This window comes from Kribbella sp. NBC_00662 (genome assembly GCF_041430295.1).
GTDB lineage: Bacteria > Actinomycetota > Actinomycetes > Propionibacteriales > Kribbellaceae > Kribbella.
In genome coordinates this window covers 6,729,719-6,743,893 of record NZ_CP109029.1, presented here as the reverse complement: position 1 = coordinate 6,743,893, position 14,175 = coordinate 6,729,719, and the positions used below count along the sequence as shown (strand labels likewise).

General features: G+C 69.0%; 12 protein-coding genes. 11 read left to right on the top strand and 1 reads right to left on the bottom strand.

The features are described 5' to 3' along the window. Position 1: 1 nt before the first annotated feature. Entirely contained in the window at positions 2-946 is a 945-nt protein-coding gene (locus tag OHA10_RS33380) for a MurR/RpiR family transcriptional regulator (RefSeq protein ID WP_371402750.1), read from the bottom strand. 131 nt (positions 947-1,077) lie between these two features. Here OHA10_RS33380 and OHA10_RS33375 point away from each other — a divergent pair, with 131 nt between their 5' ends. The 11 genes from OHA10_RS33375 (at position 1,078) to proC (ending at position 14,174) form a co-directional block, all read left to right on the top strand. Next, a complete protein-coding gene (locus OHA10_RS33375) occupies positions 1,078-2,247 on the top strand; it encodes a C45 family autoproteolytic acyltransferase/hydolase (RefSeq protein ID WP_371402749.1) in 1,170 nt (389 codons plus the stop codon). 37 nt (positions 2,248-2,284) lie between these two features. After that, entirely contained in the window at positions 2,285-3,313 is a 1,029-nt protein-coding gene (locus tag OHA10_RS33370) for a Fe(3+) dicitrate ABC transporter substrate-binding protein (RefSeq protein WP_371402748.1), read from the top strand. Between the two features lie 22 nt (positions 3,314-3,335). Further along, positions 3,336-4,379, top strand: a complete 1,044-nt coding sequence (locus OHA10_RS33365; RefSeq protein ID WP_371402747.1) for a FecCD family ABC transporter permease — start codon at positions 3,336-3,338, stop codon at positions 4,377-4,379. Continuing rightward, positions 4,376-5,404 (top strand): FecCD family ABC transporter permease, encoded by a 1,029-nt coding sequence (locus OHA10_RS33360; RefSeq protein ID WP_371402746.1) that lies wholly within the window; start codon positions 4,376-4,378, stop codon positions 5,402-5,404. The genes OHA10_RS33365 and OHA10_RS33360 overlap by 4 nt, the downstream gene beginning before the upstream one ends. A gap of 9 nt (positions 5,405-5,413) precedes the next feature. After that, positions 5,414-6,223: an ABC transporter ATP-binding protein gene (locus OHA10_RS33355; protein WP_371402745.1), complete on the top strand. Its 810-nt coding sequence runs from the start codon at positions 5,414-5,416 to the stop codon at positions 6,221-6,223. Beyond that, complete coding sequence (locus tag OHA10_RS33350; protein WP_371402744.1) at positions 6,220-7,209, top strand: threonine/serine dehydratase; 990 nt, start codon at positions 6,220-6,222, stop codon at positions 7,207-7,209. The genes OHA10_RS33355 and OHA10_RS33350 overlap by 4 nt, the downstream gene beginning before the upstream one ends. A gap of 69 nt (positions 7,210-7,278) precedes the next feature. Further along, the gene (locus tag OHA10_RS33345) at positions 7,279-8,736 is read left to right on the top strand and encodes a TldD/PmbA family protein (RefSeq protein ID WP_371402743.1); all 1,458 of its coding nucleotides are present in this window, start codon (positions 7,279-7,281) and stop codon (positions 8,734-8,736) included. After that, positions 8,733-10,076, top strand: a complete 1,344-nt coding sequence (locus tag OHA10_RS33340; protein WP_371402742.1) for a metallopeptidase TldD-related protein — start codon at positions 8,733-8,735, stop codon at positions 10,074-10,076. The genes OHA10_RS33345 and OHA10_RS33340 overlap by 4 nt, the downstream gene beginning before the upstream one ends. 20 nt (positions 10,077-10,096) lie before the next feature. Then, positions 10,097-12,352, top strand: a complete 2,256-nt coding sequence (locus OHA10_RS33335; protein WP_371402741.1) for an aminotransferase class III-fold pyridoxal phosphate-dependent enzyme — start codon at positions 10,097-10,099, stop codon at positions 12,350-12,352. Continuing rightward, positions 12,343-13,353, top strand: coding sequence for a proline racemase family protein (locus OHA10_RS33330; RefSeq protein WP_371402740.1), 1,011 nt, complete (start codon positions 12,343-12,345; stop codon positions 13,351-13,353). Before OHA10_RS33335 ends, OHA10_RS33330 begins: the two co-directional genes overlap by 10 nt. Continuing rightward, positions 13,350-14,174: a pyrroline-5-carboxylate reductase gene (gene proC, locus OHA10_RS33325; RefSeq protein ID WP_371402739.1), complete on the top strand. Its 825-nt coding sequence runs from the start codon at positions 13,350-13,352 to the stop codon at positions 14,172-14,174. Before OHA10_RS33330 ends, proC begins: the two co-directional genes overlap by 4 nt. The last annotated feature ends 1 nt before the right edge of the window (position 14,175 follow it).

Here is a 14,175-nt window from a genome sequence, read left to right as displayed (position 1 = left end):
CTCATCTCCCGCGGGACTTGGGCCGCTTGGCCGTGTTGGTGGTGCGGGAGTGGCCGAGGACGGTTTCGTCCGCGAGCGGGTAGCCGTTGAGTTCCTCGCGGAGCTGGTTCATCCGCTCGGTGTTCTCGAGCGCCCGGTCCCGGTCGCGGGCCGCGACGGCAATGGTCAGCGCCTCGAGCAGGATCAGCACCACGGCCTGGCTGGTGAACGCTCCCGGCCGGCTCATCCGGGCGGAGAGGACGACCTCGACCTCGTCGCGTAACGCCTCGCCGAGCGTGTCGGTCAGCAGGATCACCGGTACGCCGGCGGCCGCGCAGTGGTCGATGATCGTCCGGGTCTCGCGGTTCACCCGGTTGTGCGCCATCACGATGACGACGTCCTCCGGCCCCAGCAGCAGGATCCGGTCGGCGAGCCGGTAGCCGGTCTCGGTCGCGGTCCGCGCTCGGTGCCCGATCCGGGTCAGGTGGGTGGCGATGTACTCCGAGACCCCGTCCAGACCCGCGAACCCGCAGACGACGGTCTCGTGGGCGGCGTCGACGAGCTCCACGGCGCGCCGGAACGCGGCCGTGTCGATGGTCTGCTCGGCCATCATCAGGTGTTCGATGTGATCGCGAAGCGTGGCGCGCAGGACGGTCTCCGGACCGTCGCCGACGGACTCGAGACTCGCGCTGAGCCGGTTGGCCGGCGAGAGCAGTGTCTGCAGGTGGCCCTGTAGTGAACGCTTCAGCCCCGGCAGACCGTCGTACCCGAGGGCCTTGGCGGTGCGGACGATGCTGGCGTCGCTGGTACCCGTTGCCCGGCCGAGCTCCTCGGCCGAGGAGAAGGCGGCCTCCTGCGGATGCGCGGACAGGTACTCGGCGACCCTGCGCTCGGTCGCGGTCAGATCCCCGAGCCGCGTCGCGACGCGCTCCTGCAGGGTCGGTGGCTTGGCCTCCGCTGTGGTCATGACATCCCTCCCGTCCGATTCGAACCCGGCCGATCTTTTCATCAGCGAATCCGTTGACAGCGATTGTAGCAATCACTACCGTCAAGTGAATATTCGTAGTGGACACAACGGCGTAGTGCAGGGAGCTCTCTGTGATCGACACTATCGACCTTTCGGCGGCCGATCCGCGTGAACGCGGCCGTCAGTACGGCGAAGCCGCGCGCGAGCAGATCGCCGCCTCGGTGGCCTTCTACGCCGAGTCGATCGCCCACAAGACCGGGCTCGCCTGGTCCGACGTACTCGGCCGGGCCGCCGTCTGGGTGCCGATCATGGAGGGCTACCTCCCGGAGATCGTGCCCGAACTGCGCGGGATCGCCGACGGGTCCGGCCGGACGTTCGAGGAGATCGTCGCGCTGAACAGCCGCGGCGAACTGACCCGCGGCAACCCGTTCGAGGCCAAGGACGACGACGAGGGCTGCACCTCGTTCGCCGTACTGCCGCAGGCCAACGCGCTCGGGCACACCTGGGCCGGACAGAACTGGGACCTGTGGGACGGCGTCGCCGACACCCTCGTCGTACTGCGGATCGCGCAGCCGGGCAAGCCCACGATCATCTGTCACGTCGAGGCCGGCCAGGTCGGCCGGCACGGCGCCAACTCGGCCGGGATCGCGCTCAACGCGAACGGACTCGGCGCCGGCTTCGGCGGCGGGCCCGGCGTCCCGGGTGCTCTCGTCCGCCGCAAGGTCCTGGAGAGCTGGGACTTCCACGACGCGCTCAAGGCGGTCTTCGACGCCCGCCAGAGCCTGTCCAGCAATCTTCTGCTCACCCACCGGGACGGTTTCGCCATCGACGTCGAGACCACCCCCGGCCGGCACGGCTGGATGTACCCGACGGACGGGTTGCTGGTTCACGGCAACCACTTCCAGGCGTTCGTCCCGCCGCAGATCGAGAACACCTACCGCCCGTTCTCGGTCGACTCGCTCTACCGTGTGCCGCGCGTCGAGGCGGGCCTGCACCGGCTCCGCCGCGACGGCAGCACCGACGAAGCGGTCAGCACCATCGTGCGCACCTCGATGAGCGACCACTTCGGCCACCCCGATGCCGTCTGCCAGCACGTCGACCCGCGCCGGCACGAGCTCGACCGTTACGCCACCATCGCCTCCAGCCTGGTCGACCTGACCGCCGGCAGCTACCGGCTCACCCCCGGCCTGCCGTGCGCGAACAGCTACCAGCTCGCGCCCTGGAACCTGTACGACGGTCCCGGTCCCGACGACCGTCCCGACGTACCCGGCCCGGCCCACGCCCTCGCCGGGCAGCGATGACCCCGCCACGCATCCTTAGTCTCGAGGAGCAAGTGCCATGTCTTACTCCGCCACCCGGGTACGGCGTGCTGTCGCCGTACTCGCCCTGACCGTCGCCGCCGGCGCCCTGGCTGCCTGCGGCAACTCCTCCTCGTCAGCGTCACCGGCCGCGGGGGCGGCGCCGAATGCTGACCGTGCCGCCGCCGCGCCCGGCGTCGGCCCTGGTGTGAACCTCGACGAGTGCGGCAAACCGACCCGCACCATCAAGCACGATCTCGGCACCACGACGATCACCGGCAACCCGACCAAGGTGGTGGCGCTGGAGTACTCCTTCGTCGACGCCCTGGTCGCGGTCGGGATGTCGCCGATCGGTGTTGCCGATGACAACGAACCGAAGCGGATCATCCCCGCCCTGCGGGAGAAGGTCAGCGCATACAAGTCCGTCGGCCTGCGCGCGACGCCGAACATCCAGGTGATCACCGCGCTGAAGCCCGACCTGATCATCGCCGACAGCGGCCGGCACAAGGCCATCTACGCGCAACTGTCGAAGATCGCGCCGACGATCGCCTACGCCAGCCTGAACGGCAACTACCAGCAGGTGCTGGACAGCGAGATGTCGACCGCGATCGCGCTGAACAAGTGCGACCAGATGAAGCAGCGGCTGACCGAGCACGCGAAGACGATGTCGGACCTCAAGGCCGAGGCGACGTCGAACGAGACCCGCAAGGCGCTGTTCGTCCGCGCCTCCGAGAAGGGCTTCACCGGCTTCCCGCCGAAGGCCTACACACCGGGCGTGCTGGCCGCGATCGGAATCCCGTCGGCCTTGCCGGACAGCGGCACCGACGCGTCGGTCTCGCTCACGCTCGAGACGCTGGTCGGCACCAAGCCGGACATCATGTTCATCGCCCCCAACGACGGACCGACCCTGCGCGACACCTGGGCGAAGAGTCAACTGTGGAAGCAGTTGCCGGCGGTGAAGAACAACGCGACGTACGACGTCGACCCGAACGAGTGGTCCCGGTCGCGCGGCTTGATCGCCTCCGAGGTGGTCGCCAAGGAAGCCGTCAAACTCCTCTACGGGAAGTGACATGGCCGTGTCTGTCTCCTCCGTGAGCACCGATCCCGCCGCGGACGCTGTCCCGAAGCGCCCGAAGATCGTCACGAGCAAGCAGCGGGTCGTCTGGGCGACGTTGGTGCTGCTGACGGTGGTCGTGGTCGGTGTGCTGTGGAGCTTGTCGATCGGGAGTCAGCACATCCCGTTGTCGCGGGTGCCGGGTGCGATCTTCCGGGCGGATACGCCGGACCAGTTGATCATCCAGTCGATCCGGCTGCCGAGGGTGGTGCTGGCGCTCTGCGTCGGCGCCGCCCTCGCGGTGGCCGGTGCGCTGATGCAGGCCGTCGCCGCCAACCCGCTGGCCGCGCCGGAGATCATGGGCGTCAACGCGGGCGCGGCCTTCGTGGTGGTGCTGGCGATCACGGTCCTGCCGTCGTTGTCCGGGGCGCCGACGATCCTGCTGTCCTTCGGCGGCGCCGCCGCTGCCGGCGTGTCCGTGATGCTGCTGGCCGGTTCGGGGCGGGGCCGGGTCAGTCCGATCCGGCTTGCGCTGGCCGGCGTGACCGCGAGCAGCCTGCTGATCTCGCTGACGCAGGTGCTGATCATCTTCAACGAGAACTCCGCCGACAGCGTGCTGTTCTGGCTGGTCGGCGGGGTCAACTTCGCCGGCTGGCCCGATGTCCGCAACCTGCTGCCCTGGTTGATCGTCGGCCTGGTGGGTGCGTTCGCGATGGCCCGGCCGCTGAACCTGCTGGCGCTGGGCGATGACATGGCCCGCGGCCTGGGCCAGAACATCGAACGCACCCGCCTGCTCGGTTCGACGTTGGTCATCGTGCTGTGCGGCGCCGCCGTGTCGGTGGCCGGTCCGGTGGCGTTCATCGGGTTGATCGTGCCGCACATCATGCGGCGCGTGGTCGGCTCCAGCTACACCGTTCTGCTGCCGCTGTGCGCGGTGGGCGGCGCCGTTCTCGTGCTCTACGCGGACATCGTGTCGCGCTACGTCAAACCGCCGTACGAAGTCCCCGCCGGGGTCGTGACGGCTCTCATCGGTGCACCGATCTTCGTGTACCTCGCCCGCAGGCAGAAGGTGACCTCATGACGAGTACTGCGATCATTGCCCAGGGCGTTCGCCGTACGACGCTGGCGCAGCGACATCCTGGGGTGTTGATGGGGTCGCTGGGCGCTCTGGCCGTCGTCCTGTCGTTCTACAGCCTGAGCGTCGGCGCGACCGAGGTGTCGATGGTCGACGTCTTCAAAGCGATCGTTGGTGACACCAGCGACCAGGCTGCTCAGATCGTCGTGCAGTTCCAGCTGCCCAGGGTATTGCTGGCGTGGCTGGTCGGCATCGCGCTGGCGGTCTCCGGTGGTGTGATGCAGGGCGTCATCCGTAACCCGCTGGCGGCACCGGATGTCGTCGGCGTCACCAAGGGTGCGGGCTTCGCCGGGATGCTTCTGCTGCTGGCGATACCCAGCATCCCCGTGGTGGCCGTGGTGCCGGCCGCGTTCGTCGGTGGTCTCGCTGCGGCGGCGTTGGTGTACTTGCTGGCGTACCGGCGCGGCGCGACACCGGTGCGGATCGCGTTGGTCGGCATCGCGGTATCGGCGGCGTTCGAGGCCGGTATCCGGTTCCTGCTCGTCCGCAATCCGCTGGACGTGAGCGCGGCGTTGATCTGGCTGACCGGGAGCTTGTTCGGCCGTTCGATGAGTTCGGTCCTGGAGATCCTGCCCTGGGTCGCGGTGCTCGTGCCGCTGACCATCGTCTGGGCTCGCAAACTCGATGTGCTCGGGCTCGGCGACGATCTGGCCGCGGGACTCGGCGAGCCGGTCGAGAAGACCCGGCGGCTCCTGCTGCTGTTCGCGGTCGCGCTGGCCGCGTCGGCGGTGGCGGTGTCCGGCACGATCGGATTCGTCGGGCTGATCGCCCCGCACATGGCCCGCCGGGTCTTCGGCGGGCGGCACCTCGCGTTGCTTCCGGCGGCCGGCTTGTTCGGCGTGCTGCTGATGTTGTTCGCCGACATGCTCGGCCGCGGTATCGCGCCCCCACTGGAAATCCCGGCCGGTCTGATCACCGCGGTGGTCGGCGGACCGTACTTCCTCTACCTGCTCGTGAAGACCGGAAAGTAGGACCTCCTCATGCGTCTGCAGGCACAAGGCGTCCAGCTCGCCTACGACCAGCGCGTTGTCGCACAGGATCTGACCCTGACCATCCCGGACGGGAAGGTCTCGGTGCTGATCGGCCCGAACGGCTCCGGGAAGAGTACGGCGCTGCGGGCCCTGGCCCGGCTGCTCCCACCGGCCAGGGGCAGCGTGATCCTCGACGGCAAGTCGATCCAGGACACTCCGACCAAGGAGGTCGCGAGACTGCTCGCGATCCTGCCGCAGGTCCTCGTCACTCCCGAGTCGATCTCGGTGGAGGACCTGGTCTGGTTCGGCCGCCATCCGCACCGGACCTCGCTGAAGACTCCGAGCTCGGTGGACAAGGAAGCGGTCGAGTGGGCCATGGAAGTGACCTCAACCGCCGAACTGCGCCATCAGCACGTCGATCAGCTCTCCGGCGGTCAGCGCCAGCGGGTGTGGATCGCACTGTGTCTTGCCCAGGGCACCGACCTGATCCTGCTCGACGAGCCGACCACATACCTGGACGTCGCGTATCAGCTCGAGGTCCTCGATCTGCTCCACAAGCTCAACCAGGAGCAGGGCAAGACCGTGGCGATGGTGCTGCACGACTTCAACATGGCGGCGGAGTACGCCGATCACGTGTTCGTGATGAAGTCCGGCACGCTGATCACCGAGGGTACGCCGGAGGACGTGTTCACCTGCGAGATCATCCGTGACGTGTTCGGGGTGGAGTCGAAGGTCGTGCCGCATCCGGTCAGCGGCAAGCCAATGTGTATCCCGCTGCGCGCCGGACTCCGTGCCAAGTTGTCAGTGGCAACCGGATGAGCGCGAGGCTGAGCCCAGCGGAAGTTGCCGAGCGGTCCGAGCGCGTCGCGCCGAGGCTGCGTGAGCATCTTCCGCCGACACCGTTCGTCCGGTACGGCGCGTTCAGCGACGAGCTCGATGCGGAGGTGCTGGTGAAATGCGAGCATCTCCAACGCACCGGCTCGTTCAAGGCCCGCGGGTCGATGGCGAAGATCCTCACGCTCACCGACGCCCAGCGGCACGCGGGCGTGGTGACCGCCTCGACCGGCAATCACGGCCTCGGCGTCGGCAATGCGCTGGCGACCCTCGGCGGCCACGGGATCGTCTACCTGCCGGAGAACGCGTCGCCGAGCAAGGTCGCGGCCCTGCGGCGACTCGGCCTCGAACTCCGGGCTGAAGGCAACGATTCCGGTGTGCTGGAGCCGAAGGCGCGGGCGTACGCCGCCGAGCACGATCTGGTCTATGTTCCGCCGTACAACGACCCCGATGTCATCGCCGGGCAGGGCACGGTCGCGGTGGAGATCCTCGAACAGCTCGACGGGATGCCGCTGGACGCGGTCGTGGTCGCCGTCGGTGGCGGCGGACTGATCAGCGGCGTCGCGGCGGTCCTGAAGAAACACCTGCCGGACATCCGCGTGTACGGCGCTCAGCCCGCGCTCGACGACGCGATGTCGGCGTCGGTGCGAGCGGGCGAAATCGTCCAGGTCGACGCCGCGGAGACGTTGTCGGACGGTACGGCGGGGAGTGTCGAGCCGGGCAGTGTCACGTTCGACCTGTGCCGGCAGCTCGTCGACGACTGGGTCGTGGTTGGGGAGGACGCGATCCGGAGTGCGCTCGCGATGGTCATCGACACCGAGCATCAGTTGATCGAGGGGTCGGCGGCGCTGGCGTTCGCGGCTGCGCGGGAACGGCGTACCGAACTGGCCGGCAAGCGCGTCGCGGTCGTGTCGTGCGGCGCGAACATCTCGGCAGCGACACTGGCCACTGTAGTGAACACAACAGACTGACGTGATCTCGTAGTGTCTGCTACAGTGACGGAAGATCCCAACCCCCCTTGTGCATCGGAGGTCCGACTCGTGACTGGTTACCGTGAACTCGCCGAGGTGGTGCTCGGTCTCCTCCCCGCCGACGTGCAGTTCGGCGACATCCGCGTGGTCCGGCGTACGCACGAGCAGGTTCTCGTGGAGCTCGACGGTCCGGGCGAGGTGAACTACGACGACTCGCTCGGGCTCGGGCTGCGGGTCCTGATCGGTGGTCAGTGGGGGTTCGCCGCCACGCACCGGCTGGACCCGCAGGGGCTCGACGCGGTGGTCGGCCAGGCGGTCGGTCAGGCGCGGGCGGCCGGTGGCGGTCGCGTCGTGCTGGGTGAACCCGTGACGACGCGGGACACCTGGTCGTCGCCGATGGTGGTCGACCCGTTCACGGTGCCGCTGTCGACCAAGCTCGACCTGCTGTCGGCAACGGTGAAAGAGGCGTCGACGGCCGGGCCACTGGTCCAGCAGATCGAAGCCTCGGTGGACTTCTACCGCGACGAGAAGGTGTTCGCGAACACCGAGGGCGCGATGATCGAGCAGACGCTGACCGAGAGCGGCGGCGGCCTGATGGTGAACGCCGGCGACGGGAACGACGTACAGCGCCGATCGTTCCCGCAAGGAGTGCCCAGGCAGATCCGCGGCCAGCGTGGAGACTTCGCCACGGCCGGCTTCGAGCATGTGCTGTCGCTCGGCCTGCCGGAGAACGCGGCCCGGGTCGCGTCCGAGGCGGTCGCGCTGCTGTCCGCCCCGCAGTGCCCGGACGAGGTCACCACCCTGGTTGCTGGCAGCAACCAACTCGCGATGGTGCTGCACGAGTGCGCCGGTCACCCGATGGAGGCGGACCGGGCACTCGGCACCGAGGCCAGTCTGGCCGGCGGGACGTACGCGACGCCTGAGCGGCGAGGCAACTTCCGCTGGGGCACGCCGATCGTCTCGGCGTACGCCGATGCGACGATCCCTGGCGGGCTCGGCTCGTTCAAATACGACGACGAGGGCACTCCGGCGCAACGCACCCAACTGGTCAAGGACGGCATCTTCACCGGCTACATGTCCAGCCGCGAGTACGCCGGCGCCCTCGGCGGGCAGTCGACGGGTCAGGCGCGCGCGGACGGATGGCAGCGGCTGCCGCTGGTCCGGATGACCAACATCTGCCTCGAGCCGGGGGAGTCGTCGCTCGACGAGATGATCGCCGGCACCAAGCGAGGCATCCTGGTCGACACCAACCGCGGCTTCTCGATCGACGACCAGCGGATGAACTTCCGCTTCCAGACCGAGATCGGCTGGGAGATCCGCGACGGCAAGGTCGGGCGGATGCTGAAGAACTGCACGTACCAGAGCGACACCCCGACCTTCTGGGGAAGTCTCGACGCGTTGGGCGGACCGGACGAATGGAGGGTGCACGGCGTCCCGTCGTGCAACAAGGGTGAGCCGCTGCAGGTCGCGCACGTAGGCCACGGCACCGTGCCGGGCCGTTTCCAGAAGGTGCAGGTGGGACGATGAGCATCGAGCAGGCAGACGTCCAGCAGGCGCTGGAGATTCTCGGCGACGGCGCCCGGCTCGACATCCTCGGCGAACACGCCGACCTCCTCCGGTACGCCGAATCCGCGATCACCGCCCAGCACAGCGAACGCCGGCTGCGGGTCCGCGTCCGCGTCGACCGGAACGGCCGCTCGGTCGCCGGCTCGCTCGAGACCCTCGATCCCGACGCCGTCCGCTCCCTGGCCGACCGCCTGTCCGCAGCGATCGCCGACCTGCCGGCCGGCCCCACACCACCAGCCACCGACCACGCTGATCGCACCGACCGCGCCGACCACTCCGTGCCGACGCCGGTGATCCCGGCGGCGGCCTCGGTGCTCGAATCGGATCCGGCCGTGCGGCACCGCTGGTTCGCGACCGTGCGCGACGGTCTGGACTCGTCGGCGAAGCTCGGCGGCGCCATCCGGTACGACGTACTCGATCGCGTCGTCGCCGACGCCACCGGCCTGTTCCGCGCCGAGACGTTGACCAAGGCATCGATCCAGGCGATCGCCAAGCAGGACGGCAGATCCGCGAGCGTCAGGCTGATGCACCGCGACGCCGACCAGCTCCCGATCGAGGAGATCCCCGATCGCCTGCGTGCGGCTCTCCGCCCGCTCCCGACGACCGAAGCCCGGCACGGCACCTGCCGCGTGCTGCTGAAACCACAAGCAGCCAACGCCTTGATCGCCACCTACGGCTACGCGGTTCTCGGCGCGAACGCCTACGCGACCGGCCGATCTGTTGTATCCGGCCGCCTCGGCGAGCAGGTCGCCAGCGAGCTGGTGACGCTTGTCGACGACGGCTGCGACCCGGACGGACTCCCGAGCGGATTCGATGCTGAGGGCAACGTTCGGCGCCGGACCCCGCTGATCGACCACGGCGTACTCGTCGGACTCGTCTCGGACCGCCGCCGGGCCGGCCTCACCGGCGGAGTGCCGACCGGTCACGCCGTACCGGACGGCTGGCGGTTCGGCGGTGACCCGGTCCCGTCGCACCTGCTGCTGGACGCCGGCACGTCGACCGACGACGAACTGCTGGCCGAGACCGGAAGCGGGCTGGTCGTCAACCGGCTCGACTACCTGCGCGTGCTGCACCCGAAGGAAACTCTCGTCACCGGTACGACGCGGGATGCGACGTACTGGGCCGAGGACGGCGAGCTGGTCGGCTGGCATCCGCAGCTGCGGTTCACGTTCCGGATGGACGAGGTGATGAACGCGATCATCGGCATCGGCTCGACCCGGGAGCGGTGCGACCAGACGTTCATGGAGAGCGTTGTCGTGCCGTCGCTGCTGATCGAGGCCGGCCCGCTCATCCTCCCGTGACCCCGCGCGAAGGAGTTGCCGTGGACGTGACGCCGGAACGGACCCCGAGCATGGTCGCCGCCCCACCGGCGGTCGACACCGCGGCGGTCTCACGCCTGCTGCTCGAGACGTACGGCGTCGCCGCCCGCCTGACCGAGCTGCGAAGCGAACGGGACCGCAACTTCCTGGCCGGCACGGACCTCGTCGTGAAGGTGTCGAACTCAGGTGACGACGCCGGGCAGATCGCGATGGAATGCGCCGCGATGCAGCACGTGGAGGCCGTTGCTCCCGACCTTCCCATACCCCGGCTCCTCCCGACGACCGCCGGTGCACCGATCGCCACCCTCGAAGCCGATGACGGGCGCATCCATCAGGTTCGGGTCATCACGGTCCTGCCTGGCGCGGACGCCGACCTGACCGCACTGCCGTCGTGGTTCGCGGCCGAGTTCGGGACGGTCTGTGCCGAGTTCGCTCGGGCGCTCCAGGGGTTCGGCCACCCGGCGGCGTACCGCAAACTCGACTGGGATCCTCGGCGGGTCGTCGATCTGGTCGGCTATGTCGAGCGTGTGCCGGATGTGGAGCGCCGTACGCGGCTGCGTGAGCTGCTCGACCGGTTCGCCGGGCTCGACGACGCGACTCGCGGGTTGCCGGCGTCGGTGCTCCACGCGGACCTGACGCTGAGCAACGTCTTGATCGGGGACGGACGCATCACCGGCGTGATCGACTTCGGGGACATGCATCACACCGCCCGGGTCTGCGACCTCGCGATCAGCCTGACCTCGCTACTGCGCGAGTCCGACGACCTCTGGGCCGACGCACGGCAGTTCCTGGACGCCTACCAGCGCGTCCTGCCGCTCGACCCCGCGGAGGTCGAGCTGATCGGCGAGCTCGTGCTCGCTCGCTCGGCCGCGAGCATCCTGATCTCGGCCTGGCGGGCGCCGCTGTACCCCGACAACGAGGAGTACCTGACCAGCCTCGTCGCCGGCAGCTGGAACATCCTCGACGAGCTGGCCGCACTGACCGACCTCGCGAACCGCTTCCACCAGCTCTGCGGTACGTCGCGCGTGACGACCGTCGCCGACCCGACGTTGCTGTCGCGACGGCGAGCGGCCCTCGGCGGTGAGCTGTCGCCGCTGTTCTACCGCGAGCCGCTCCAGGTCGTGCAGGCGGCGGGTGCCTGGGTGTCGACCGCCGACGGGCGGCGGTATCTCGATGCCTACAACAACGTTCCGGTCGTCGGGCACGCGCATCCGGCCGTCGTACAGGCGATCTCGCGGCAGGCCGCCGTACTGAATCTCAACTCTCGCTATCTGCATCCGCATGCGGTCGAGCTCGCCGAGCGACTTGTCGCGACCATGCCGGACGGGCTGGATACCTGCGTGTTCGTCAACTCCGGTAGCGAGGCCAACGACCTCGCCTGGCGGATGGCTCGCCTCGCAACCGGTCGATCCGGAGTGCTCGTCGCGGACCTCGCGTACCACGGGGTCAGTGAGGCAACCGCTGCCTGGTCGACGAACACCTACCCACCGTCGGCGCGACCTGCGCACGTCGGGATCTTCGAAGCACCGCGGCCGTCCGCAGACGGTCAGCAGCCGAACGGTGCGGATGCTCGCCGCCGGGTGCGCACCGGGTACGACGAGCTGCGCCGGGCCGGTCACGAGGTCGCGTTGCTGGCTGTGGACAGCGTGTTCAGCAGCGCGGGGATCCTGACGCCCGGCGACGACTTCATGCGCGGGTTGCAGGACGAAATACGAGAAGCCGGTGGGTTGTTCCTGGCGGACGAAGTACAGGCCGGGTTCGGGCGCGGCGGCCGGAACCTGTGGCGGTTCCTCGACTTCGGGCTCACGCCGGACTTCGTCACGCTGGGCAAGCCGATGGGGAACGGTCATCCGGTGGCGGCGCTGATCACACGCCGGGAGATCGCGGAGCAGTTCGCGGCGGTCGACGAGTTCTTCAGCACGTTCGCGGGTAACCCGGTGTCGTGCGTCGCGGCGCTCACGGTGCTGGACGTGATCGAGCAGCGCGGACTGGTCGCGCGGTCCGGCGAGGTCGGCGACCTATTGCGAGCCGGGCTGACCGAGTTGGGTACTCCGGCGCGCGGGCAGGGACTGATCGTGGGGGTGGAGCTGCCCGGCGCCCCGGAATTCGCAGAGCGGTTGCGGGAGAACGGCGTACTGGTCGGCACGACCGGACCGGGTGGGGGAGTGCTGAAGATCCGGCCGCCGCTGATCTGGTCTGCTACCGAGGTCGAGTACTTCATTGCGGCGTTCCAGAAAGCGAGAGATCGATGGACCTGATCAGCGTGACCGACTATCACACTGCCGGCGAGCCGTTCCGGATCGTGACGGCAGGCGTGCCGGAGATTCCCGGCACGACCGTGCTCGATCGGCGTTCGTACGCGCAGCAGTCGGCCGAGGTCGACGCCGTACGGCAACTGCTGGTCAACGAGCCGCGTGGGCACGCCGACATGTACGGCGGATTCCTGGTGCCGGCCGATGATGACGGCGCCGACCTCGGGGTCCTGTTCTGGCACAAGGACGGCTACTCGACCGCTTGTGGGCACGGCACCATCGCCCTCGGCGCGTGGGCGGTCCGGACCGGCCAGGTGGACGCCGCGGCGGACGGCGACACGAACGTCGTCATCGACGTACCTTCCGGGCGGGTCGTCGCACGGGTGACGTGTGTGGGCGGCGAGGTGCAGCAGGTCGCGTTCCAGAACATCCCGTCGTACGTCGTGGCGCGCGATGTCGAGGTGAAGACCAGCCGGGGTGAGGTGCGCGTGGACATCAGCTATGGCGGCGCCCTGTACGCGTTCGTCCCGGCACGATCGCTCGGTCTGACCGTGGCCCCCGAGCACACCACCGACCTGATCGCCGTCGGGCGCGAGATCAAGTGGGCCTTGAACGACACCGAGTGGGCCCGCCATCCGAGCGACAGCCGCCTCGACGGCATCTACGGCACGATCCTGTACGACGACCTCGGTGACGACGCGGACGGCCCGCACCAGCGCAACGTCACGATCTTCGCGGACGGCGAGCTCGATCGCTCGCCGTGCGGATCGGGCACGTCCGCGCGGATCGCCCTGCTGGCCGCGGACGGCAGGCTGCCGATCGGCCGAACCCTGCGGCACGAGTCGATCGTCGGTACGACGTTCCTCGGCCGGGTGATCGAACAGGTCCGGGCCGACGGGCACGACGCGGTCGTCACCGAGGTCGCCGGGATGGCGTACGAGACCGGCCGTGCCACCTTCACGCTGGATCCGTGCGATCCGCTCGGCACCGGGTTCGTGCTCCGATGAAGGGTCTCGCAATCGTTGGCGGTGGCAACATTTGTGCCGCTCTGCTCTCCGGGCTGCTCGACGGTGAGACCCCGATCCTCGACCGGGACCGGATCGCCGTCGTCGAGCAGTTGCCCGACCGAGCGGCGTACCTGCGGGAGCGCTTCGGTGTCTCGACCCCCGACCTCGCCGAGGCCGTGCGGGCGGCGGACACCGTGCTGATGATGGTGAAGCCGTACCACATCGAAGACCTGCTGCCAGGGCTGGCCGAACACCTGACGTCCGACCAGCTCGTCATCTCGGTCATCGGCGGGGTCAGCACGGCTCGCATCGAGAGCGACCTGCCGAAGACGCCGGTCGTGCGGGCTATGCCGAACACGGCCGCCTCGGTCGGCCGGGCCATCACGGCGATCAGCGCAGGCGCGTACGCCGAGGACGCGCATCTGGATCGTGCCGAATCACTCCTTCGAGCGGTCGGCACGGTCGTCCGGGTGCCGGAGACGCAGCTGAACGCGATCACGGCGTTCTCCGGGAGCGGACCGGCCTTCTTCTTCTACTTCGCGGAGGCGCTGATCGACGCCGGCGTACTCCTCGGACTGTCTCGTGCCCTGTCCGAGGAGATGGTGATCCAGACGGCTGTCGGCGCCGCGGCGATGCTCCGTGACTCAGGCGACGATCCGGTCCGCCTGCGCGCGGCCGTGAGCAGTCCGGGCGGAACCACGATCACCGCCATCCGCGAACTCGAGAAGGCCGGGGTCCGCGGCGCCGTCATGGCCGCGACCGAAGCCGGCCGCGACCGAACCAACCAGATCAGCGAGCAGGCCGACCGAACCGGTCGATGAA

Bases quoted from the DNA above. Each gene is read 5' to 3' on its own strand.
- OHA10_RS33380 (WP_371402750.1), bottom strand. From the start codon at position 946: ATGACCACAGCGGAGGCCAAGCCACCGACCCTGCAGGAGCGCGTCGCG.
- OHA10_RS33370 (WP_371402748.1), top strand. From the start codon at position 2,285: ATGTCTTACTCCGCCACCCGGGTACGGCGTGCTGTCGCCGTACTCGCC.
- OHA10_RS33360 (WP_371402746.1), top strand. From the start codon at position 4,376: ATGACGAGTACTGCGATCATTGCCCAGGGCGTTCGCCGTACGACGCTG.
- OHA10_RS33355 (WP_371402745.1), top strand. From the start codon at position 5,414: ATGCGTCTGCAGGCACAAGGCGTCCAGCTCGCCTACGACCAGCGCGTT.
- OHA10_RS33350 (WP_371402744.1), top strand. From the start codon at position 6,220: ATGAGCGCGAGGCTGAGCCCAGCGGAAGTTGCCGAGCGGTCCGAGCGC.
- OHA10_RS33340 (WP_371402742.1), top strand. From the start codon at position 8,733: ATGAGCATCGAGCAGGCAGACGTCCAGCAGGCGCTGGAGATTCTCGGC.
- OHA10_RS33330 (WP_371402740.1), top strand. From the start codon at position 12,343: ATGGACCTGATCAGCGTGACCGACTATCACACTGCCGGCGAGCCGTTC.
- proC (WP_371402739.1), top strand. From the start codon at position 13,350: ATGAAGGGTCTCGCAATCGTTGGCGGTGGCAACATTTGTGCCGCTCTG.